Genomic DNA, 22,780 nt, shown 5'->3' with positions numbered 1-22,780 from the left:
GACAGGCGGCATCTTGGCCAAAAACAAACGGCGATGCGAGGGGCCCAGTCATGACATCAACCGCTGCGCGCACCGGGCCCGCTCCCCGGCCGGTGGAAGGCCGCTGGCCGGAGGCCAGCCTGCTGGGCGGACTCTGTACGGAGACGCGCAATCAGCTGATCGGACTCGGGCGGCCGGTGCGCTTCCAGGGCGGTGAACGAATACTGCGCGAGGGCGAGTACGGCTCGCACGTCTTCCTGCTGCTGAGCGGCTGGTTCAAGGTGCTGGCCACGACGGAGGACGACCGGGAGGCGCTGATGGCGGTCCGGTCCGGTGGTGACATCGTCGGCGAACTGGCCTGTTTCGACGCCCAGCCACGCGTTGCCACGGTCGTGGCGGCCGGAGCGGGGACGGCAAAGACCATCAGCCGGCAGGAGTTCCTCGCGGCTCTCGCGCGACACGACGACGCCGCCCAGGCGGTGATGCGCGCGGTGGCGGGCAAACTGCGCTGGGCGACCCGGCGGAGACAGGAGTTCGGGGGCTGTCCGGTGAGCACCCGGGTGGCCCGGGTCCTGGGTGAACTGACCCGGGTGTACGGCCGGCCCTGCGAGGCCGGGGTCTCGATCGGGGTGTCGCTCACCCAGCCGGAGCTCGCGGCACTGGTAGGGGCCTCCGAGCCGAGCGTGCACCGGGTGTTACGCATGCTGCGCGAGCACCGGATCATCGAGACCGGGTACCGGCGGATCCTGGTCCGGGACGTCCCCGAACTCAGCCGGATCGCCGGTACGGACTGAGGCGCCGCGCCGCTGCTCACGCGGCCCCGGCCAGCACCAGCCAGGCGGCCGCCGCCACGACCATCCCGGCGACCCAGCCGACCGCGCGGGCCGTGTAATGGTTCTTGAGCGAGGCGATCCGCGCGATGGCGTCCGCCGTCGCCCATGCCTGGACCGCCAGCCGATCGCCGGTCGCGCCGGCGTGGTCGGCGACGTCGAGTGAGAACCGGTTCGGTGCCGGGTGCCGCCCCGTGCGCGGGCGGATCACCTGGACCAGCAGGTATCCCGACACGGTGAAGCCGAGCAGATACGCCAGGGTGGCGAGCCAGAAGAGCACGGCCACCGGCTCGGTCGGCGCCGGGGCACCGACCGAGCCGACCTTGGTGGCGACGACGGCCGCGAGACCGACGTGCACGGTGACCATCGTTCCGGCCTTGGCGTCGGCCTGCTGGGTGACCTGCTGGAACGAGGCCATCGCGGCGACCGCCGCCGCCAACTCCTCTGCCGTCGAGGTGTGTTCGGCCATGACTCAGTGCCCGCCGTGGTGGAAGTGGTGGAAGTGATCGCCGGGATCGTGGTGCTGCGGGTCCGGGTCATGGTCATGGTGCTGCTGCTGGTGCTGAACGCCAGGGTGATGCGGGTCGGGGTGATGAGGGTCCGGGTGGTGCGGGTCGTGGTGATGCGGATCCGGGTGGTGCGGGTCGTGGTGATACGGGTCGTGGTGGTACGGGTCCGCATGCGGAGCATCCGCGTGGTGGGCGCCGTACGGACCCGTGTGGTCCGGTCCGTCGAAGTCGTCGGCCCGGCAGCCCGTACCGGCACCGGACTCCGACAGCGCCCACTCCCTCAGCGTCTGGGTGTGCGAGACCACGGTGGCCGCGACGTGCGCGGCCGCCAGCGCCGGGACGACGAACTCCCGCATGGCCGCGCGCCCCGGCGAGTGCCCCCAGATCACCGGCTCCTGGCTCGTGTCCCTGGCGGGCGCGGACCTCGGCACGTACAGCCAGGCGTCGGTGGCGAAGTCCTTCTTCTCGGTGACCACTTCGGTCCGCCGGAATTCGGAGCCGGGCAGCCCATGGGCCTGCTGCACGATCACGTCCCGGTAGAGGTCGCTCGACACGGCGAGGGCCAGGTCGCTGTCCTCGTTGCGTTCCAGTGCGCCGCGCAGCCCGTCGGAGTCCACCAGGCGGCTGACCAGCACCACGCAGTCGCCCAGATAGCCGCTGTCGGCCCGGGAGATGGACCCCTGCCCGAGCGCGGCCCGCATCCTCATCCGGCCGAAGGCGCCGGGTGCCCGGTTCGCCTCGTACAGGCCGTCCCGCAGGCCCAGGATCAGTGCCGGGACGGCCCGTACGAGGTCGGTACGGGCCGGGAAGACCACCAGCCGTCCGTCGCCCTGCAGTTGCTGCTGCGTGCGGACCCGCATGACCCGGGCGCGGCGCAGCGCGTGTTCGACGACGAGGCGGAGCCTGACCTGTGCGTCGGCCTGTTCGGTGTAGCCGTGGCGGCTGTACTGGCGCAGGTCCACGGCCATGCACAGGCGCCTGCGGTAACGGGCCATCAGAGCAACGCCAGTTCGTCGACCAGGTCGCCGAGGTCGTCACCGGCCCTGCGGAGCAGTGCGTCCAGCCGGTTCAGTTCGGCGCGGCGCTCCTCGACGGCCTCCTCGCCCTGCCGGCGGGCCTCGCGTGCGGACTCCACGCTGCGGGTCAGTTCACCGGTCCGGGCGGAGAGCCCCGAGGTCACGTCACGGGCGATCGGTTCCATGGTCGTGGTGGCGAACGCCTGGGCCGCCTCACGGGCCTGCTTGGGCGCGGCCAGCCTGATCTGGGTGGCCATCTCGCGGCCGACGGCCTCCCGCATCCTGTTCTCCAGCCGACTGCCGGCTTCCCTGCTCTTGATGAATCCATGGACGAGCATGCTGCCGATCAGGGTCGGGATCCCGAACGGGGTGAACATCCAGGCCATGGCGATCGCCAGCGTGATCGGCAGGGTGCGCAACGCCTCCTTGGCTCCGAACCGGGCACCGACCATGCCGCCCGCCACTCCGCCGAGGACGAAGCCGGCCGCCCCCGAAAGGAACCTGGTGAGCGGTTGTTCCTCCTCGCGTTCCCCGGCGCGCCCGGCGTCCCGCACCCCGGTGAGGCTGATCCGCAGCTCGTCCAGACGGGCCTCGAAGGAGGTCAGCTGAGCGTTCATCCGCTCGCCGAGCTTCTCCAGGTCCTGGTGGATCACCGGCTCCAGCGAACTGCTCACCCAGTCCGCCACCTTCTGCTCGATGGCCCTCGCGGTGCCCGCGGCGATCTCCTGGGTGACCTGTTCGGCCCGCTCCGGAACCTTCAGCGGATTCATGCCGATCCTGGTCGTCAGGGGGACCTCCGCGGCGATCGCCGGAGCCTCGTCCGCCACCGACGCGAGGTAGCCGCCGAGCAGGGCTTCCACCCTGTCCTGGAGCATCCGGGTCTGGTTGCGGATGTCCAGCGAGATCTGCCGGGCCTGTACCTCCAGGTCGCGCAGCGGCTGCTGGGCGGCTTCCCAGCGTCGTTCCAGGTCGGCGGACTTGGTGTCGAGCAGGGCGAGTTCGTGCGGGATGTTGCGGTCGAGCTCGCGTGCGAGGCCGCGCAGGGCACGTGCCGGAGCGAGCAGTTTGACCTTGTGACGGTCTGTCACCAGGTAGCGTTCAAGGGCCTGTTCCAGGTCGGCCACACCGGAGTTCTGGTAGCCGGTGGCGTCGTTGGCGATCCGGGCGCGCAGGGCGGTCTTGGCGTCGACGAAGTGGAAGCGGTTCTCGTCCCGGTCCTCGCCGCGCAGTCCGACGATGCGCTGCCGCGCCCCGGCGACCACGTCGTCCCGCTCGGTGTCCTCGATGGCGTCGAAGTACGTGAAGACGAAGAAGGGGTCGTGCGCGTCCAGGTAGGACGTGAGGAACTGCGACTCGCTGATGCTCATGGGCGCGATCGCGTGCTGGAGGAAGATCACCGCGTCCGCCTTGCGCAGGTGGGTGAGGGTGATCTCGTCGCGGTTGGCGTGCTCGTTGAGGCCGGGTGAGTCGATGAGTACGACGTTGTGGCGGCACAGTTCCAGCGGCCAGATGACCTCGGCCCTGACGTAGGGGTTGCGCTGGTCGCGTTCCTTGCTGTTGACGGTGATGAGGGAGATGAGTTCCTCGGGGTGGACGGTCTCGGGTACCGCGGCGTCCTCCCGCCACAGCCGGGCGGCCGGGGGGTCGCCGAACTTGACCTCGGTGATGACGGCGGTGGCGGGCGTCGCCTTGACCGGCAGCACCTGGGCGCCCAGGAGGGCGTTGACGAAGGTGGACTTGCCGCGGTTGAAGTCGCCGACCACCATCACGTGGAAGGCATCGCTGTCCATCCGTTCGAGCAGGGCGGTCACGACGCCTTCCGCCCCGCTGTTGCCGATCTGCCCGGCGATGTTCCCGAGTTGCCGGCAGACCTCCATCAGCCGCAGGCGCTGGGCGTCCGCGGCGCCGTAACCCACGGCTTCCGTGGTGGTCATGGTCGTCACTCTCTCCTTCATTTCTGCAGTTCGGCCCGGATACGTGCGGTCAGGGCGGCCGCGGGGCGGGCCAGGGCCGACCAGTCGACGCCGGAGCCGGGCGGGGCTTCGAGCGCGGCCCGTCTGGCCTCGTGCCACACCACGCGGGACTCGCGCAGTTGGTCGAACACGTCGGTGTAGAGGTCCGCGAGCAGGTCGACGGCCTGTCGCAGGAAGGCCGCCGTGCTGTCGTCGACCACGCGGACGAGTACGGCGTCGACCTCGCTGCGCTGCTGTTCGGTCGCGGACCGGATGGCACCCTCGGCCAGCAGGCCGCCGATCAGGCTGAATCCCGCGCCGTAGATCATCGGTATCGGTGCCGAGCGGGCCAGGGCGATGAAGTAGCCGACGATGGCGCCGCCCTGGGCGCCGAGGCGGGTCGCGAGGCGGGTCCTGGACAGGTCGGAGATCTCGCCGGTGAGCTGTGGTTCCACGGCCGGTCCGAGCCAGGCAGGGACGGGACTCGGGGAGGCTCCGGGCAGTTGTCCGGCGACCTCGGTGTCGAGCCAGTCGGTGTCGGCGGTCAGGCGGGGCAGGACGGTGCGTTCGGACCGCTGGGCGAGCAGGGACAGCTCGTGCCGCAGCCGGAAGGGCAGGTCCCGCTTCCACCAGTCACCGGGGTCCTGGGCGCGTTCCAGTTCCCAGCGCAGCCGCTCGATGAGGCCGTCACGGTCCGTCTGGATCTGTTCGCGCAGCCGGGCGGTGAGGGCGAGTTGGCGCTCCGTCAGATCGATGCGGAGCTGCTCCCACTGCTGTTCCTCCTTCTCCAGCAGTGTCCTTGCCTGCGCGGCCCGCTCGTCGGCCTCGGCCTGGGACAGCCCGTCGGCCGCCAGTGCCTCGGCGGCGATCGCGGTCATCGCCTCGCAGTGGTCGGCGACCTGGGCGGCGATGCGCCGGTCACGCCACAGCGCCCGGCCGCTGCCCCGGGCGAACTCCTCGACGAGTGCGCGCAGGGCCGCGAGCTCCGGCTCTCCCCCGCCGGGCTGCGGGGCCGGCAGCACGGGGAGGGTGCCGGGCAGGTCCTCCAGGCGCTGATTGAGGTGTCGTACGGTCTCCTCGCGGTCCTCGGCCGCGACCAGGTCCAGCATGGTCACCACGACGGCGGTGAACGGGACGTGGCGGCACAGCACCTCCTCCTGGAGGAGGCGGTGTTCGGTGCTGCTCATGGGAGACACGGCGGAGACGACGAACAGTACGGCGTCGCTGGCCGCGGCCGTGCGACGTACCTGTTCGAACTGCTCCTCGCTGCCGGAGTTGACCCCCGGCAGGTCCACCAACTCGATGCCCAGCTCGGTCAGCCAGGCGTCGGCCACGGCGGCGACCACGGCGGGCTCGGGCGGTGCCGGCTCGGGCTCCGCTCCGTGCGGCGGCCTCGGGGTGGGCAGGGTGCCGATGAGACCGTCCCAGGGGTCCTCGGCGTCGAGAGCGCGCACTTCGTCGTGCCCGTCCGGCCAGGTGAGCCGCAGCGACTCCACCTGGGCCGCCCGGACCGTCACCGGGGCACGGGTGACCGGGCGCGGTCCCGTCGGCAGCAGGTCGCGGCCGATCAGCCGGTTGATCAGGGTGGACTTGCCCCGGTTGAACTCGCCGACCACCGCGATCCGGAAGAACTGTCTGCCGCGTTCGGCGGCCAGGGCCTCCAGGGCCGTGCCGATGCGATCCAGCCCGTAGTCCTCGGCCAGTTGACGGGCCTGGCGCAGCCAGCCGGGAGCGGCGGCGGTGACGTCGGCGATGTGGGTGGTGGTGGGCGCGGGCGGCGGGGTGCCGGCGACGGGCGGGGAACCGTTGTCCATGGGGTCACTGCTCCTCGGGGTCGGGGACGGTGCGGGCGGCCTCGCCACGCAGGGCGGCGACCTTTTCGCGGCGGCGTCCGGCGCCGTCGGCGGCCTCCTCCATGGCGGCGATGCCGGCGGCGAGTTCGGCGCGCCGCCGGTCGTTCTCGGCGGTGAGGCGGGCGATCTCCACGCCCCACTCCTCGTCGTACTGCCGGCGGAGGACGGCGATGCTGTCGGTGACGCCCGCGCGGACGCGCAGCAGGGAGTCGCCGACGAGTGTGCCGATCTCCTCGTGCGCGGCGGCAATGATCGGGCGGGCCCGCTCAAGGAACTGCTCGCGGGCCGCGTCATTGCTGCGTTTGCCGAAGAGCGCGCCGAGCGCGCCACCGATGACGGTGCCGATGCCGGGGGCGATCAGGCTGCCGGCCAGGGCTCCGGCCATCGCCCCGCCGCCGGTGCGCCAGTTGTCGCTGGCGCCCAGCTGGGCGCCGATGGCGGTGAGGGTCTCGTCGACGCCGGAGAGGTCGGGGGCGGGCAGGTCGGTCGCCCGCACCGCGGGTGCCTCGGGCGCGGCCCAGACCTCACCGGCCAGCCCGGCCAGGGCGCTGTACTCGGTGGTGAAGTCGCGCGCCAGTTCCTCGGCTCCGGATGTGAGCAGCTCGCCGGCCCGGTCCGCCGCGGTCCGCACGGCCCGCTCGGCCTCTTCCCGTAAGTGGAGCCGGACGATACGGGAGACGTTGCCGGCCGCCTCGGAGATATTGCCGATCTTGTCTCCGGCGACGGCGTCGGCCACCTTCGTCTCCAGCGTCGCCCGGGACGCCGCGGGGATGCCGGCCGAGGCGGCGTGACTCAGCTCGCTTCCGGCCCGGTCCAGGGTGCGCTGGGCCCAGGCGTCCAGGAAGGCCGGGAAGTCCGGCAGGGACAGGGCGGCCAACCCGCGCTCCGTACGGCTGAGTTCGGCGCGCTGGGACTGCGCGGACTCCTCCACCGCCAAGAGCAGCTCCGAGAGCAGCCCGAGCACCGTGGCCGCGATGGCGAACTGCCGTCGCTCGGCGGCGAGTTCCGCGATCCGTGCCTCGACGGCGAGGAACCTGGCGAGATGTCCTTCCGGGTCGGGCCCGTGGGCGCCGGGCGCGGTGAGCTCCTTCAGTGCCTGCCCCGGAGCGCAGGGCAGCAGCACCGGATCGCCGATCCCCAGTTCCTTCAGCCGGTTCTCGACGACCTCGACGACCTCGGCCCGTTCGTCCTCGTCGAGCAGGTCGGTCTTGGTGAGCACGAAGGCGCACCGGTCCTGGTGGTCCAGCAGCGGTCCGCTCAGGAAGTCCACCAGCGTCATCGACATCGCGGCGACGGCGGGCACCACGACCAGCGCCAGGTCCGCCTGCCGGGCGGCGGCCACGGCCAGCTCCCGATGCCCCCGTTCGGTCACGCTGAACCCCGGTGTGTCGAGCACCGCCGTACCGCCGCCCAGCAGGCGGATGGGCGATAGGACCTCCAAGTCCCGTATCTGCTCTGCCAGTTCGGTGGTCAGCACCCGCTCCAGGGCATCCTCCAGATCGCCCGGCCGGGACGTGTGGCACAGCCCCGTCCACCGGGCGAACGCGGCGGACGGCCAGGTCAGCACGTCGTCGGCCGTGCGGACCACCACGCCCTCGGCGCCGTCGCGGTGGCGCAGCACGGTCGTGGTGTGCGTGGTCACCCGGGCCGAGGAGGGCAGCAGTCGGCGCTGCAGAAAGGCATTGAGCAGGGTGCTCTTGCCGCTGGACGCCTCGCCGAACACCGCGACCCTCAGTTCCGGGTCCGCGGCGCGCGCTTCCACCGCGCGCAGACGGTGACGCAGCGCGCTCCGGCGCTCGGCCGGGAGCCCGAGACTGTCGAACAGGCCGCGGATCCACCGCAGGTGCCCGGCGACCGCCGAGTCCCACCGTTCCCCCGGGCCATCCACCACCAGCTGTTTCGTCACCTCGCCAGCGTAGAAACGACTGCCGGGTCAACTTCTCATCAGACGATGGGATCGGCGCGATATGCCGGGCGACTTACCTCGGCCGGCACCGGATCGAGCGGCAACGAACCGGCCGGCACCGGATCAACGGCTGTACGGCCCCGGTATCTCCCCCGACCCCCGCGCGATCAGCCGGGTGGGCATGACGACGGTCCGCGTCGGGGAGTCGTCCCCGTGGATGCGGGCGAACAGCAGCTGCGCGGCGTTCGTCGCGAGCGCGACCGGGTCCTGGGCGATGACGGTGACCGGCGGGGTCAGCTGCGCGGCGAGGGCGAAGTCGTCGAAGCCGATGAACGCGATGCCGGGGGGCAGGACGGCCAGTGCCCCGAACGCGACGATGTCATTGCTGACCAGGACAGCCGTGGGCGGCTCCGGCGCGGAGAGGATCTCGGTGACGGCCCTGGCGGTGTCCGGGCCCGACCTCAGTCCGTGGCGGACGATCCGCGGATCGGCGTCGATGCCTCCGGCCTCCAGCGCCGCCAGATAGCCCCGGTAGCGTTCGCCCACGGTCCAGATCTCCCGCTTGTCGCCGAGGTAGGCGATGCGGCGGTGGCCGTGCGCGATCAGATGCCGGACGGCCTCCTTCACCGCGCCGTGGTTGTCCACCACGACGGCGTCCGCCTCCAGGCCGGGCGCGGCCCGGTCCACGCACACGATCTTGGTGCCGCGTGCCTGGGCCGAGCGCAGAAAGCGGTGACTGCCCGCGACCGGGGTGAGGATCAGCCCGTCGACGCGGCGCGCGGTGAAGGCCGCGATGACCTCCCGTTCCCGGCGGGGGTCGTCGTGGCTGGAGCCGATGAGCACCGTGCTGCCGCGCTGCCGGGCCACGTCCTCGGCGGCGGAGGCGACCGCGGCCATGAAGGGGTCGGCGACGTTGTCGACCATCAGCCCGATGGTCTGGCTCGGCTGGTCGGCGCGGCGCAACTGGCGGGCCACGTCGTCGCGTTGGTAGCCGAGCCGGCGGACGGCGGCCTCCACCCGGGCGGCGGTGCGCGGCGCGACCGACGCGTCACCGTTGACGACCCGGGACACCGTCATGGCGCTGACGCCCGCCGCCGCGGCTACGTCCTTCATCGTGGGCCGGCTGGCCACGCCGCGTCCTCCCGCCAAGGTCCCGTTCGTACCCGACCCTTGACGCCCACCCACGGGCCTCCCAGAATCGACGAGCTGTTAACGATACCAACCAGGAGGCACAACATGGCCTCTGCAAGGGAACCCCTTCTCTCGGCACATGGTGTGGTCAAGCGTTTCGGCCACGTCCAGGCGCTCCAGGGCGCCGATTTCACGGCATATCCCGGCGAGGTCGTCGCCCTGATCGGTGACAACGGTGCCGGCAAGTCCACTCTGGTGAACGTCCTGTCGGGCGTGATCGCCCCCGACGGTGGTGAGATACGGCTGGACGGCGAGCCGGTCCGGTTCGCCGGCCCGATGGACGCGCAGCGCCTCGGGGTGGAGACCGTCTACCAGGATCTGTCGCTGGCGCCCGATCTGGACGCTGCGGCCAATCTCTACCTCGGCAGGGAGCTCCTGCGCGGGGGCCTGCTGGGGCGTGTCGGCGTGCTCGACCGGCCCGCGATGCGACGGGAGGCGGTCAAGGCGTTCGCGGAACTCGGCGTCGAACTGAAGGACGTCACGGCCGCCGTGACAACGTTGTCCGGTGGGCAGCGGCAGTCCGTCGCGGTGGCCCGTGCGGTCGCGTTCGCCAACAAGGTCATCTTCATGGACGAGCCGACCGCCGCGCTGGGTGTCGTACAGCGCGCCCGTGTCCTGGAGACCGTGCGCAGGGTCGCGGACCGCGGCATCTGTGTCGTGCTGATCAGCCACAACATGCCCGAGGTGCTGTCGGTGGCGGACCGGATCGAGGTGCTGCGACTGGGCCGCCGGGTCGCCTCGTTCACGGCGGCCCGCACCACCATCGAGGAACTCGTCGGAGCCATGACCGGATCGCTGGACGGCCCCGCACACCAGAACGCAGCCCTCGGCGCGGCCGGTGCGGCGGAATCGGAGGACGCACGATGACCGCCGACAGCAAGGAAGTCCAGCAGACCGCGCGGGTGGCGGACCCGCCCCGGTCCGCCGGCGGAGCGATCGCGGTACCGGCATGGCTGCGGCGGGCGGCCGGCGTCAGCGAACTGTGGACCTTCGTGATCCTGGTGGCGCTGGTCGCGTTCTTCACCATCGCCGCGCCCGGCAAGTTCTTCACCACCTACGACCTCACCCAGATCGCCGTCAACGCGGCCATCTATCTGGTGCTCGGCGTCGGCATGACGTACGTGATCATCACCGCGGGCATCGACCTGTCGATCGGCTCGGTGCTGGTCCTGGCCGCGGTGGCGGCGGGCAAGTACAACATCAGCCACGGCGGGGCCGCCTCCGGCTGGGGCACGGTGGCCGTCTGTGTCGTCATCGCCCTTGCCGTGGGCACCGCTTGGGGCGCGCTGCAGGGAGCCGTGGTGGCGACCGGGAAGGTGCCCCCGCTGATCGTGACGCTCGGCGGTCTGGGCGCGGCGCTGGGGCTGGCCGAACTCGCCACCGGCGGCCAGGATCCGGCCGGTGCGGCCTCCAACCATCTGCAGAACAGCCTGGGTTTCGGCAAGGTGCTCGGCATCCCGTGGCTGGTGGTCCTCGCCGCGGTGGTCACCGCGGTGTTCGGCGCGGTGCTGGGCGGTACGAGGTTCGGCAGCCACACCCTCGCGATCGGCTCCAATCCGACGGCCGTACGGCGTGCGGGCATTTCGGTGGGCCGGCACCTGATCAAGGTGTACGGGCTGATGGGACTGCTGGCCGGACTGGGCGCGGTGATGTGGCTGGCCTCGTACGGCACTACGTCCATCGCCGGACACTCCACCGACAATCTGAAGGTGATCACCGCGGTGGTCCTCGGCGGCACCAGCCTGTTCGGCGGGCGCGGATCGGTGCTGGGCACCGTGATCGGTGTCTTCATCCCCGCCGTGCTCACCACCGGGCTGATCGTCATCGGCGTCCAGCAGTACTGGCAGGACGTCGCGGTGGGCGTCGTGCTGGTCGCGGCCGTCTACATCGACCAGATGCGCAGGAAGAGCCGGGAGCGCTCATGACCAAGGAGGACACCGTTATGTCGAGTATGCCGAGCATGCGCAACAGGCGCAGGGTGCTGGTCGCCGTGGGCGCCGCAGTGGCCCTGACGGGTGCCGCCGCGTGCGGTTCGTCGGACAGCGGCGGGGGTTCGGGGTCGGCGGGAGGCGCCGCCCACAAGAAGGTCAGGCTGATCACGGGCGTGAAGAGCGACCCGTTCTACATCACCATGACCTGTGCCGCGCAGGCCGAGGCCAAGGCCAAGGGCATGGACTTCAGTGCCGACGGCTCCGCGCAGTGGGACGTGTCGGTCCAGCGTCCGCTGCTCGACTCGGTGGCGGCGGCCCGGCCCGACGGGCTGCTGATCTCTCCGGTCGACACCAACGCGCTGACGCCGTCGCTCAAGCAGATCCAGTCGTCCGGGACCAAGGTCGCGCTCGTGGACACCACGGTCACCGACTCCTCGATCGGCATCACCCGTATCTCGTCCGACAACGAGAAGGGCGGACGGGTGGCCGCCGACGCGCTCGCCAAGCTGATGAACGAGAAGGGCTCGGTCATCGTCATCAGCGTGAAGCCGGGTGTCTCCACCACCGACGCCCGGATCAAGGGCTTCACCGAGGAGATGGCCAAGTACCCGGACATCAAGGTGCTGCCGACCCTCTACGACAACGACCTGCCGGCCACCGCGGCCTCGCAGATCCAGTCGACGCTGGCGGCCCATCCCGACCTGGGAGGCGCCTTCGCGGGCAACACCAACACCGGCCAGGGCATCGCCACCGGTCTCAAGCAGGCCGGCAAGCAGGGCAAGGTGAAGGTCGCGGCGTTCGACGCCGAGCCCGACGAGGTCGAGGCGCTCAAGGCGGGCACCGTGCAGGTCCTGGTCGCCCAGGATCCCGCGGCGATCGGCAGGCAGGCGGTCGATCAGCTCGCCGCGGCCTTCGAGGGCAAGAAGGTCGAGAAGTCGATCGGCACCAGCATGGTCGCCATCACCAAGGCGAACATGAACGAGCCCGCTGTCAGCAAGTACTTCTACAAGTCGAGCTGCTGACCCGCGGACAGGGCGAGCTGCCGATCTCCGCACGGCCCACCGGGGACCCCGCACCGCGCGCGGGGTCCCCCGGTGGGCCGCGGGTGTCTCAACCGTGTGTGCAGGCGCTCCCGTTCAGTGTGAACCCGTACGGCGGGGAGTTCTTGCCGCTCCAGGAGCCGACGAAGCCGAAGGAGAGGGTGCCGTGTGCGGCGACCGACTTGTTGTAGTCGGCGGCGGTGGCGGTGACCCGGGAGCCGTTCTGGCTGACGGTGGCGTCCCACATCTGGCCGACCTGCTGGCCGTCGCGGAACGACCAGGACACGCGCCAGCCGCCCAGGGCCTCGGCGGTGGTCACGGTAACGGTGGCCTGGAAGCCGTCGGGCCACTCGTTCACCTGGTCGTACTCGACCCGGCAGCCGGGCCCCGCGGTGGTGGTGGCGGGGTGGGACGGCTCGGTGTGCTCGGAGGCGGACGAGGAGGAACCCTGGGGTTCCGGGTCGGGGTTCTCGTGGCCGGACTTGGCCGCCGTTCCGGTCGCGGAAGGGGTGGTGGCGGCGGAGGCCGACGGGAGCGGGTCGGTGGACGGCAGGGAGGGGTCGAGGTCGGAGACCGGTTCACGGTCGTCGCGGGCGGCCGCGATGTCGTCGCCCGAGCCGCCGAACGGCATCATCGAGACGCCGAGCGCGATGACCGACAGCAGCATGGCGGCGGCCAGCAGCCCGTTGCGCAGGACGCGGCTGCGGCCCGCGCCCTCCTTCGGGTCGCCGTTCTCCGGGTCCGCCGCCCTCGCCGGGCCGCCCGCGCCCAGTCGCACCTCGGCGGCCCGGCGGCGCCGCTCCAGATAGGCGAGCCCACCCCAGCCGATCACGCCTCCGGCCAGCGCCGCGGGCAGTCCGCCGCCGTGCAGACGCAGACAGGCGGCGGCCTCCGCGCACTGCACACAGGTGGCGAGGTGCCGGGAGAGGTCCTCGGGGGTGTCGGCGACGGGCGAGCGGGTGACCGCGTCGAGCAGCCGGGCGTAGCTGCGGCACTGCGCGGCCATCGGTGTGTCCAGGTGCGCGCGATGGCAGCGGTCCCGGAACAGGCCGCGCACCTGGTCGAGTTCCTGGGCCGCGGCGGCCGGGTCGAGGCCAAGGCGGCGGGCCACCGCGGGCAGCGGCAGTGCCTCCACCTCGGCCAGCCACAGCAGCGACGCGTCGGCCTCCTGCATGTCCCTCAGGCCCCGCAGGGCGACCGGGCGCTGCAGGGGCGGGCCGGTGTAGCGGGTGGCCTTGTCGGAGTTGAGCCACAGCCGCAGGTCGGGGTCGAGCTTGTGGCCGAGGCCGTCGGCCTCCCAGCCGGCCGCCGTCGTGCGTACCGCGGTCAGCAGGAGCGGGATCATCGGCAGCCGGGGCGCGGTGCGGCGGCCCGCGCTGCGCACCGGTGCGGACTGGGCGGCGCGGGCCTCGCGCAGGCCGAGCGCGAACGCCTCGGTGGCCAGCTGATTGGCCGCGATGGAGCCGGACGTGCACAGGTCCGCGTAGGAGAGCACCGCGTCCCAGCACTCGGAGAACAGCGCGGCCTCGGTGGCGTCCTGAGGGGTCGGCAGGTCGGGCATGGGTCTCCTGCATCCACGAGCGAGGTCAACTCGCCATATTGGCAAATGGAGTTGGGGGGAACCTCGCGGCAGGGCAAGAGCTTTTCACGTCTCCGACACAACTGACAAGCGGCCTATTCAAATCCGGTGACGCCCGTCGAGGTCGCGGACACGGTACCGGGCGAAGGCCGTCCGGCGCCGCTCACTGCCGAATTCGGCAGCTTCCGCGACACCTCCGTGCACCCAGGGCTCCACTCCACCCTCTTGTACGCACCGCGACCGCGTTTCGACTCAGCGTTCTCACCGGCAAGTTGGATTGCGAGGGCGGCACCGAGGAGCCTTCCGCTCCACAGGGTCACACCTCCGCCGTGTCCGCCGCCGGAAGGCTGTCCATGAAGGAACTCACCGAGAAGACCGCGCGGCCGGGCCCGGGCTGGCCGTAGCCGGGGGGCGAGGACAGGCCGAAGTCGTCCATCGTGGCGCGGTAGGCCTCGAGGAGCCGGATGTGGTACTCCAGCGGCGCGCCCTGCGGGTTGGCCTTGCCCAGCGGGGTCGTGGGCTCCGGGCACCAGGTGGTGAAGCGGGGCGTGATGCCGTGCGACATGAAGAAGCGCAGGCCCTCGGTGGTGGACGCGATGGCCTCGTCGACGGTGGTGAAGCCGAAGGGCTCCGCCATCTCCACGCCGGCCACGAAGTTGGGGATGACATTGCGCGCGCCGAAGATCTCGGCCGAGTCGAGGATCCGCCGGTGCCACTCGTCGCGGCCGACGTAGCGCTCCTTGCCGGGGCAGTACAGCTCGAAGAGCCGGCGGTCCCAGACCTCGTAGTTGGGGTGGTAGATCTGCACCCCGTAGTCCTTGAACCGCTGCACGTCGTCCTTCGGCAGCGCCTGGGCAACCACCTTGCCGATCCACCGCCCCGGGAAGCGCTCCTCGATGGCCTTGGCGTAGTGCCCGTAGAAGTCGGCCTCGTCGCGGCCCGCGAGCTTCGAGGTGATCGCGCCACCGGTGAGGGTGTAGGCGGTGGACGCCTTCTGGGTGTCGTACCGGTCGATGATCTCCAGCGCCTCCAGGACCTCCTCCACGTCCTTCACGCCGGTGTACGGCCGCCCGGCCGCCTTGTGCTGGCGCCAGTTGTGGTTGATGTCGCAGTACTGGCACTCCTCCTTGGCGCCGAAGTACTGGCACACCCGGAAGACGGTGAGGTAGATCAGATAGCCCCACTGGATGGTCGGGGCCACCTCCATGACGGACTTCCCGTTGGAGAGGGTGTGCCGGTAGTACTCGGGCATGGGCGGGACGCCGACGTCGGCGATCCGCTTGCCGTCGAGGTAGAGCCCGAGGAGCCCCTCGTCGTCGGCGGCGACCCGGTACGGCGAGGTCGGGTTCACCCGCACCGACACGACGGTGCGCCGCAGGTCGTACGGCCCGCCGGTGAGGATGATCTCCTCCGGGGGCCGCCTGAGCGCGGCCTCGCCCAGTTCCGGCAGGGTGCCGTGGTCGAAGGAGAAGATGAAGTACGACTTCGGCTTGACCTCGCCGCCCTCGTTGTCGGAGAGGGCCGACGCGTCGAAGGCGACCCCGCCCCGGAGCAGGTCCTCCTTGAAGACGGCTTCCCGCGGTACGTGCGGGAACCTCTCCATCAGATCCTCGACCAGTGCGGTACGGCTGCCCATCCCGTGTCTCCTCCCGGCTCAGGCGTTCGACTCCTCACCGTATGCCCCCGTGTGTGCGTCACCCGTGCCGGGTCCCCTCGCGCCGCGCCACGTGTTCTGGTACGGCCAGGTCCGGGGGGAGCGCCGGGTCGGCCACCGGGGCTCCCCAGACCGAGGTCAGGGGGAGGGTTCCGGCCCACAGGCCGAGCTCCGCGTCGGGTCCGTCGCCGTCGTCGGGCGGGCCGGTGCGGATCTTGACGGAGGCCTGTTCGAGGGAGAGGGCGAGCAGGGTGGTGGCGGCGAGTTCCCGGCGGTTCGGCTGCCGTGCGTACGACCACTGTCCCGGCGTCGCGTGCTCGGTGAGCCGGGCGAGGCCCGCGAGCTTCTCCTCGGGGTCGGTGACCTTGCGGGCCTCGCCGTGGATCATGGCGCTGCGGTAATTGACCCCGTGCTCGAAGACGGACCGGGCGAGGACCAGGCCGTCGACGTGGGTGACGGTGACGCACACGGGCGTAGCCCCCGCGAGACTGCGGCTGGCCACGGAGCCGTGCACATACAGCTCCCGCTCGTCACGCCCGTACACGGTCGGCACGACCAGCGGCCGCCCCTCGACGACCACACCGAGGTGACAGACGAAACCGGCGTCCAGGATCGCGTTCAGCTCGCCCCGGTCCTGACTGCCCTGCTCGCGCAGTCGGCGGTGGCGGGTGAGGTCGGTAGTCGGCAGGAGGGCGGGCAGCGGATCGGAGGCCATACGCTGACGCTATCGATATCGCGACACCTTGGCTAGATGACTGTTGATTACAGCAATCCACTCCACATCATCCAACGAAATCCGCAGCATGCCAGGGCGCTGTCCCAACTGCGGACGGGGCCGAGGTGGGCGATGCGGTGGCGGCCGGCCGACACGAGGTGACCGGTGAGCGCAGGCGCCTGGCCCCCACCGCGGTGGTCGACGACGGTGGCGCGCATGCCAAGGCCGAGCGGCGGCCTGCCCACCACAAATCCGCAGCAAGCCAGGGCACTGCCGCAACTGCGGACGGGGCCGAGGTGGGCGATGCGGTGACGGCCGGCCGACACGAGGTGGCCGGTGAGCGCAGGCACCTGGCCCTCACCGTGGTGGTCGACGACGGTGGCGCGCATGCCAGGGCCGAGCCGCGGCCGGCCCACCAGGGCCAGCCGGGAGCCCACCCGGTCCAGGCCGTGCGCGACGCGGGTCATGCACCTCCCGGTAGTGCTCGTCCCTCAGACCCGCCCACCACGGCGACCGCGTCGGCGCCCGGCCCTCGGCTGCGGCCTGTTCCTCCACTCCGCGCTCAATGTGCGCGCGGAAGGGGGTGGTCACGTCGTCGACGACGGCGATGGGCTTGTTGGTGGCGCCACCGAGTCCAGGGGCGTGGGCGTTGACCACGTAGTCCAGTTCGCGCATCGCCGTCAGGGCCCTGGAACCGATGGCCGCGGCGACCGGACAGGCGCCGCCGAGGACCCGCGCGACCACTTCCCGCGCCGTCGAGGTGTCCCCGCTCGCCGCGGGCCGCGCCCGCTTCGTCGCCGGTCGGTTCCCGCTCCCCCACTTGTCCGGCCCCCGCTACGGCGCGCCGCTCACGCCGCCCGTTCCAGAACCGTGTGGTCGACCGCGTGTCGCAGGGCCTCGCCGGACAGTAGCCGGGCGGCTTCCTCGGTGACCGTGTGGCCGAGGCGGGCCAGTTCGTTGCCCTGGGAACCGGCGAGGTGCGGGGTGATGAAGGCGTTGGGCAGGCCGAAGAGGGGGGAGTCGGGGGGCAGGGGCTCGGGGTCGGTGACGTCGAGGACCGCGGTCAGGCGGCCGGTGCGCAGTTCCCCCAGAAGGGCCTCGTGGTCGACCAGGGAGCCGCGGGCGGTGTTGACGAGGACCGACCCGGTGGGCATCAGGGCCAGTTCACGGGCGCCCAGGAGGTGCCGGGTCTCCGGGGTCTCCGGGGCGTGCACGGTGACGGTGTCCGCGGTGCGCAGCAGGTCGTCGAGCTGGAGCAGGGGGACGCCCAACCGGGCGGCCTCCGCCTCGTCGACGTACGGGTCGGCGAGGCTCACCCGCAGGTCGTACGGGCGCAGCAGTTCGATCAGTCGGCGGCCGATGCGGGACGCGCCCACGATGCCGACGCGGCGGCCGTAGTTGCCGATGCCGGGGACGATGTCGCCGTAGGGGAAGGCGCGCCGGGCGCGGAGCTCGTCGCGGAAGGCGAAGACGCCCTTCCCGGCGAGCAGGATCATCGCGAGGGTGTACTCGGCGACGGGCAGCGCGTTGGCCGCGGCCGCCGAGGAGACCGCGATGCCGCGCCGCCACACCTCGGGCGTGGTGAAACCCTTGACCGAGCCGGCCGCGTGCAGCACCGCGCGCAGCCGCGGGGCCGTGTCCAGCGCCGCTTCGTCCAGGCGGGGGCAGCCCCAGCCGGTGATGAGTACCTCGGTGCGGGCGAGCGCCTCCCGCAGCCGTGGGTCGGTGAAGTCCTCGGCCACCGCGGTGGGATCGATTTCCACGCACTCACGCAGTCGCGCGAGCACCTCCGGCGGAAAGACGTGCGACACGTTCTCGGCCTTCATGGCGAACATGGCCTGGAGACGCTCGGGCAAGGAAGGGACCTTCCGGCTCGGTGAGGCACCGACAGCAACCGTTCTCTACGGTAGGTCGGGGCGGATGAGAGGGTCAATGGAGGCACTCACCGGGAGGACGACAGGGATGACGGAGACGGTCACCAACTGGGCGCGCAACATCACCTACACGGCCGGTGAGCTGCACCGGCCCGGCTCGCTCGAAGCGCTCAGGGCCCTGGTGGGCGGGAGCTTCCGGGTGCGGGTGCTGGGCAGCGGTCATTCCTTCAACGAGATCGCCGACCCGGGCGCCGACGGCGTCCTGCTGTCGATCGCCGATCTGCCGCCGGTGCTCGACGTGGACACCACGGCCCGTACGGTACGGGTCTCGGGCGGCGTCCGGTACGCGGAGCTGGCCCGCGCGGTCCACGCACACGGCCTCGCCCTGCCCAACATGGCCTCCCTGCCGCACATCTCGGTGGCCGGCTCGGTGGCCACCGGCACACATGGTTCGGGGGTCGGCAACGGCCCGCTCGCGGCGGCCGTACGCGAGGTGGAGCTGGTCACGGCGGACGGCTCACCGGTGTCGATCGCGCGGGGGCAGGAGGGCTTCGACGGGGCCGTGACCTCCCTCGGCGCGCTCGGCGTGGTGACCGCGCTCGTCCTCGACCTGGAGCCTGCGTACGAGGTCGAGCAGCATGTCTTCACCGAACTGCCCCTTGCCGGGCTGGACTTCGAGACGGTGGCGGCGTCGGCGTACAGCGTGAGCCTGTTCACCGACTGGCAGAAGCCGGGTTTCCGGCAGGTGTGGCTCAAGCGGCGCACCGACCAGCCGCCCGCGCACTTCCCGTGGGCCGCGCCCGCGACCGAGGCGCTGCACCCGGTGCCGGGGATGCCCGCGGTCAACTGCACCGAGCAGTTCGGGGTGCCGGGGCCCTGGCACGAGCGGCTGCCGCACTTCCGGGCCGAGTTCACACCGAGCAGCGGGGACGAGCTCCAGTCGGAGTACCTGCTGCCGCGGTCGGCCGCGGTCGACGCCCTGAACGCGCTCGACGCGGTGCGTGAGACCGTCTCCCCCGTGCTGCAGACCTGTGAAGTGCGTACGGTCGCCACGGACCCGCAGTGGCTGAGCCCCGCCCACGGCCGTGATTCGGTCGCCCTGCACTTCACCTGGATCGCGGACACGGCGGCGGTGCTGCCGGTCGTCCGCCGGGTCGAGGAGGCCCTGGACGCCTTCGATCCGCGTCCGCACTGGGGCAAGGTGTTCACCGTCCCGGCCGCGGTGGTGCGTGACCGCTATCCCCGCATGGCCGACTTCCGCGCCCTGGCCCGGGCCCTCGATCCCGGTGGCAAATTCGCCAACGCCTTCGTACGGGATGCCCTGGGCGACTGACTGCGGGATGCCCTGTGGCCGACTTTATAAACCCCCTTTCCTAACCCCTTGTCGAAAGTCCTTCGCAGCCCATAGCCTTGCGCCGCCGGTGCCGTTGTGCCCGGCCCGGCCTGGACGGGATGGGAGGGGCAGCTCCGTGAAGCGCACATCACGTGACATCCGCACCGCGAACCGCTACGAGGTGCTGCGCCAGATCATCGCCGCGTCGCCCACCTCACGGCAGGAGCTGGCGTCCGCCACCGGGCTGAGTCTGGCCACGGTCGCCACGCTCGTCGGTGAGCTGCTCGACCTCCGTATGATCACAGAGGTCGGTTTCGAGGACTCGGCGGGGGGTCGCCCCCGCGGTCTCGTGGCCGTCCACGCGTCGGGGGGCGCGCTGATCGGCGTCGACATCGCGGAGACGTACGTCCATGTCGAGCTGTTCGACCTGGCGCTGAACGTCCTGGCCCGCGCCGACGAGGACATGCGCCCCGGCGAGAGCCGCCCGGAGCAGGTGGTCGGCCATGTCGCGGCGGCCGTCGGCTCGGTGGTCGCGCAGGCCGGGGTGGAGGCTGCGCGGGTGCTCGGCGTCGGGGTGAGCGTGCCGGGCCAGGTGGACCGCGACACGGGCGTCTCCGAGTACGCGCCCAACTGGGACTGGCACGACGTGCCGTTGCTCGATCTGCTCTCCGAACACATCGCCTACCCCCTGTACTTGGACAACCCGCTGCGCGCCTGCGCGGTCGCCGAGCTGTGGTTCGGGGCGGCGCGCGGGCGCGGGGACGCCGTGGTGGTGAACCTCGGGACCGGAGTCGGCGCCGGACTGGCGCTCGGCGGCGGGCTGCACCGGGGCGTCAGCAACAGCGCCGGCGAGTGGGGGCACACCACGCTCGTCCTGGACGGGCGGCTGTGCCACTGCGGCAACCACGGCTGTGTGGAGACGTATGTCGGCGCGCCCGGCATCATGCAGAACCTGCGTGAACTGAGCCCGCAAAGCGCGCTGTTGCACCCCGAGGACCAGACGGCCACGATCGACGCGCTGGCGCGCGCGGTCGACGCGAACGACCCGGTGGCCATCAAGGTGGTGCGGGACACGGCCCGTTACCTCGGCGCCGGCATCTCCGATCTGATCAATCTCCTCAACCCCGAGGTGGTCGTGCTCAGCAGCTGGGTCGCCGCCCGGCTGGGCGAGCCGCTGCTCGGCGAGGTGCGCGAGGCCGTCGCCCGGCACGCGCTGCGGCGGCCGCTGGCCGCCACCGAGATCGTCCTCTCCCCGATCCCCACCGACCCGGTGTCCCTCGGCGCGGCGACGTTCGCGCTGGAAGGGGCGTTGCAGTCCGTCGGGCAGAGGAACGGAAGCAAGCGCACCACCCCCGTAAGGAGCCGTACCGCACCGCCTTCATGACGACGGAAGGGATGCACGTGTCTCACCCCCGCACCACGACTCCCCGCACCAGGAGATCGGTCCTCCTGGCAGCCGCGGCCGCACTCGCCGTCGTCGGCCCCCTGATATCCGCCCCGCCCTCCTCGGCGGCCACCCCCACGGCCGCCGAGGTCTCTCCCCATGCCGCCCAGACCATCGACGACATCGGTGCCTCGGGCGCCTGGTGGGTCAACGACCTGCGGAACTTCGACCCGAAGGTACAGGCCCGGGTGGCGCGGCTGCTGTTCTCCGCGCAGGGCCTGGACCTCAGCGCGTACCGCTACAACATCGGCGGTGGCGGCACCGGCGTCAGCTACGCGCCCCGCGCCCCCGAGGACTTCCTGAACGACGACGGGTCCTACGACTGGAGCAAGGACGAGGCGGGCCGCTACTTCCTGTACGCCGCCGCGAAGTACGGCGTCGAGGACCTGATCGGCTTCGTCAACAGCGCGCCCGCCGAGTGGAAGACCAACGGCAAGAGCTGCGGCGGCTATCTGAAGGCGGACAACGAGCAGGACTTCGCCAAGTACGTGGCCGACGTCACCGACCACTTCGCCCGCCAGGGCGTACGGCTCGACTACATCAGCCCCTTCAACGAGCCGACGAACAGCTTCGACTCCTGCGGTCAGGAGGGCATGCTCGTCGATCCCGCCCAGCGCGACGACATCGTGCGCGCCCTCGGCGCCGAGCAGCGCTCCCGGCACCAGCGGACGGGCATCATCGCCGACGAGTCCACCAGTACGGTCAAGTTCAACTCCGAGGTCCCGCAGTGGATCTCGCAGCCGGACACCGCCCAGTACGTCGCCAAGCTCGCCCACCACACCTACGACAACCCCGGTGACGGGGACCGGGCGAAGGTCTACGAAACGTCCAAGGCAGCCGGCAAGCAGTCCTGGTCCACGGAGATCTGCTGCTTCGGCAACGGCGGCACCGGCTGGGCGCAGGAGTACGACCCGACCATCGACGGCGGTCTGAACCTCTCCCGGATCATCTACAAGGACTTCGCGACCGCGCACGACTCGGCATTCCAGTGGTGGGTCGCGCTGTCGGAGATGATCGGCAGCGATCCGCTGGCGAAGAACGGCGACGGCTGGAACGACGGCCTGATCTACTACGACCCGGACTACAGGACGAACGGCAACCAGACCCTGTACTTCACCAAGCGCTACTACGCGCTGGGTCAGTACAGCAAGTTCGTGAAGCCGGGTGCGGTCGCGCACAACGTGACCGGCGCGCCGGACGGCGTCGAGGTGTCGGCATACGACCGGGACGGCACGTGGGTGGTCGTGGTGAACAACCACAACTCCACCGACACGGCGCTCGATGTGCACTTCAACAGCAGGTCGCCGCTGCGGGCGACGCAGGCGGTGCGGACCTCGGCGGAGGAGAACTGGGCCGACGTGGCCAGGCCTGCGGTGCGGGGCGGCACGATGTCCGCCACGCTCGCGGCCCGCTCCGTCACCACCTATGTCCTCGACCGGCAGGGCCACGGCAGCACGGCCCTCACCGGCGCCCTCCAGGGCAAGCAGTCCGGCAAGTGCCTGACGGCCGACGCCTCCGGCGCCACCATCACCGGCTGCACGGGCACCGCCGGGCAGTCGTGGTCGTACGACGCGAAGGGCACCCTGAAGGGCCTCAACGGCTATCTGACGGCCGGGAGTTCCGGGCTCACGACAGCGGCCGCGACGGGTGACGCCACACAGCGCTGGCTGCTGAACTCCAACGGCCAGATCGTCAACGAGGCGACGGGCGAGTGCCTGGACGTGGGCGGACAGGCGACCACCGACGGCAGCGCCGTGATCCTCTACAGCTGCAACGGCGGCGCCAACGAGGCCTGGACCAGGCAGTAACACCCCGCTGGACCGAGGGCCGCCGGCCACACCCCTGACCCGGTGGCTCTCAACTCCCTTGCCACTCCCACACGTTCGGGATTCCGAACCGGATGCAACGCTTCGAACAGACTTCGTCCAACCCCTTGCCGAAGCCTTAGCCGAAGGTTAACGTCCCGCTCCGCAC

Annotated in this window: 18 protein-coding genes; 7 read left to right on the top strand and 11 right to left on the bottom strand. The window is 71.3% G+C overall.

Features of this window, described 5'->3' with window-relative positions; genetic code table 11:
* Nucleotides 1-50: 50 nt before the first annotated feature.
* A complete protein-coding gene (locus AB0I54_RS05250) occupies nt 51-773 on the top strand; it encodes a Crp/Fnr family transcriptional regulator (protein WP_363294529.1) in 723 nt (240 codons plus the stop codon).
* A 16-nt stretch (nt 774-789) separates the two neighbouring features.
* Here AB0I54_RS05250 and AB0I54_RS05245 read toward each other — a convergent pair whose 3' ends face one another.
* The 6 genes from AB0I54_RS05245 to AB0I54_RS05220 all read right to left on the bottom strand — a co-directional run bounded on the left by AB0I54_RS05245 (nt 790) and on the right by AB0I54_RS05220 (nt 9,176).
* Nucleotides 790-1,278 (bottom strand): hypothetical protein, encoded by a 489-nt coding sequence (locus AB0I54_RS05245; protein WP_363294528.1) that lies wholly within the window; start codon nt 1,276-1,278, stop codon nt 790-792.
* Nucleotides 1,279-1,281: 3 nt separating this feature from the next.
* Nucleotides 1,282-2,313, bottom strand: a complete 1,032-nt coding sequence (locus AB0I54_RS05240) for a hypothetical protein (protein ID WP_363294527.1) — start codon at nt 2,311-2,313, stop codon at nt 1,282-1,284.
* Nucleotides 2,313-4,268 carry a dynamin family protein gene (locus AB0I54_RS05235; protein ID WP_363294526.1) on the bottom strand — a complete coding sequence of 652 codons (1,956 nt, stop codon included), beginning with the start codon at nt 4,266-4,268 and terminating at the stop codon, nt 2,313-2,315. The genes AB0I54_RS05240 and AB0I54_RS05235 overlap by 1 nt, the downstream gene beginning before the upstream one ends.
* A gap of 17 nt (nt 4,269-4,285) precedes the next feature.
* Nucleotides 4,286-6,100 carry a dynamin family protein gene (locus tag AB0I54_RS05230; RefSeq protein ID WP_363294525.1) on the bottom strand — a complete coding sequence of 605 codons (1,815 nt, stop codon included), beginning with the start codon at nt 6,098-6,100 and terminating at the stop codon, nt 4,286-4,288.
* A gap of 4 nt (nt 6,101-6,104) precedes the next feature.
* On the bottom strand, nt 6,105-8,045 hold the full coding sequence (locus AB0I54_RS05225) for a dynamin family protein (RefSeq protein ID WP_363294524.1): 1,941 nt from the start codon (nt 8,043-8,045) through the stop codon (nt 6,105-6,107).
* A 123-nt stretch (nt 8,046-8,168) separates the two neighbouring features.
* Nucleotides 8,169-9,176 (bottom strand): LacI family DNA-binding transcriptional regulator, encoded by a 1,008-nt coding sequence (locus tag AB0I54_RS05220; protein ID WP_363294523.1) that lies wholly within the window; start codon nt 9,174-9,176, stop codon nt 8,169-8,171.
* 105 nt (nt 9,177-9,281) lie between these two features.
* Between AB0I54_RS05220 and AB0I54_RS05215 the strand changes: the two genes are divergently transcribed.
* The 3 genes from AB0I54_RS05215 to AB0I54_RS05205 are packed head-to-tail and all read left to right on the top strand — an operon-like array spanning nt 9,282 to nt 12,189.
* Nucleotides 9,282-10,103: an ATP-binding cassette domain-containing protein gene (locus tag AB0I54_RS05215; RefSeq protein ID WP_363294522.1), complete on the top strand. Its 822-nt coding sequence runs from the start codon at nt 9,282-9,284 to the stop codon at nt 10,101-10,103.
* Complete coding sequence (locus AB0I54_RS05210) at nt 10,100-11,161, top strand: ABC transporter permease (protein WP_363294521.1); 1,062 nt, start codon at nt 10,100-10,102, stop codon at nt 11,159-11,161. The genes AB0I54_RS05215 and AB0I54_RS05210 overlap by 4 nt, the downstream gene beginning before the upstream one ends.
* A gap of 35 nt (nt 11,162-11,196) precedes the next feature.
* Nucleotides 11,197-12,189: an ABC transporter substrate-binding protein gene (locus tag AB0I54_RS05205; RefSeq protein WP_363294520.1), complete on the top strand. Its 993-nt coding sequence runs from the start codon at nt 11,197-11,199 to the stop codon at nt 12,187-12,189.
* A gap of 88 nt (nt 12,190-12,277) precedes the next feature.
* On the opposite strand, the gene AB0I54_RS05200 is transcribed toward AB0I54_RS05205, so the two are convergent.
* The 5 genes from AB0I54_RS05200 to AB0I54_RS05180 form a co-directional block, all read right to left on the bottom strand.
* Nucleotides 12,278-13,768 carry a cellulose-binding domain-containing protein gene (locus tag AB0I54_RS05200; RefSeq protein WP_363294519.1) on the bottom strand — a complete coding sequence of 497 codons (1,491 nt, stop codon included), beginning with the start codon at nt 13,766-13,768 and terminating at the stop codon, nt 12,278-12,280.
* A 334-nt stretch (nt 13,769-14,102) separates the two neighbouring features.
* Nucleotides 14,103-15,422, bottom strand: coding sequence for a radical SAM protein (locus AB0I54_RS05195; RefSeq protein WP_363294518.1), 1,320 nt, complete (start codon nt 15,420-15,422; stop codon nt 14,103-14,105).
* Between the two features lie 58 nt (nt 15,423-15,480).
* Entirely contained in the window at nt 15,481-16,155 is a 675-nt protein-coding gene (locus tag AB0I54_RS05190) for a pyridoxamine 5'-phosphate oxidase family protein (protein WP_363294517.1), read from the bottom strand.
* A gap of 47 nt (nt 16,156-16,202) precedes the next feature.
* A complete protein-coding gene (locus AB0I54_RS05185; RefSeq protein ID WP_363294516.1) occupies nt 16,203-16,622 on the bottom strand; it encodes a hypothetical protein in 420 nt (139 codons plus the stop codon).
* A gap of 381 nt (nt 16,623-17,003) precedes the next feature.
* Entirely contained in the window at nt 17,004-18,011 is a 1,008-nt protein-coding gene (locus AB0I54_RS05180; RefSeq protein WP_363294515.1) for a hydroxyacid dehydrogenase, read from the bottom strand.
* 106 nt (nt 18,012-18,117) lie between these two features.
* Here AB0I54_RS05180 and AB0I54_RS05175 point away from each other — a divergent pair, with 106 nt between their 5' ends.
* The 3 genes from AB0I54_RS05175 (at nt 18,118) to AB0I54_RS05165 (ending at nt 22,614) form a co-directional block, all read left to right on the top strand.
* Complete coding sequence (locus AB0I54_RS05175) at nt 18,118-19,362, top strand: FAD-binding protein (protein WP_363294514.1); 1,245 nt, start codon at nt 18,118-18,120, stop codon at nt 19,360-19,362.
* Nucleotides 19,363-19,498: 136 nt separating this feature from the next.
* Entirely contained in the window at nt 19,499-20,746 is a 1,248-nt protein-coding gene (locus AB0I54_RS05170; RefSeq protein WP_363294513.1) for an ROK family protein, read from the top strand.
* Between the two features lie 11 nt (nt 20,747-20,757).
* On the top strand, nt 20,758-22,614 hold the full coding sequence (locus AB0I54_RS05165) for a glycoside hydrolase (protein ID WP_363294512.1): 1,857 nt from the start codon (nt 20,758-20,760) through the stop codon (nt 22,612-22,614).
* Nucleotides 22,615-22,780: the final 166 nt, after the last annotated feature.

It is taken from the genome of Streptomyces sp. NPDC050625 (genome assembly GCF_040654755.1).
Lineage (GTDB): Bacteria > Actinomycetota > Actinomycetes > Streptomycetales > Streptomycetaceae > Streptomyces.
The sequence above is the reverse complement of the archived record's forward strand: the minus strand, read 5'-3'. Positions and strand labels throughout refer to the sequence as shown.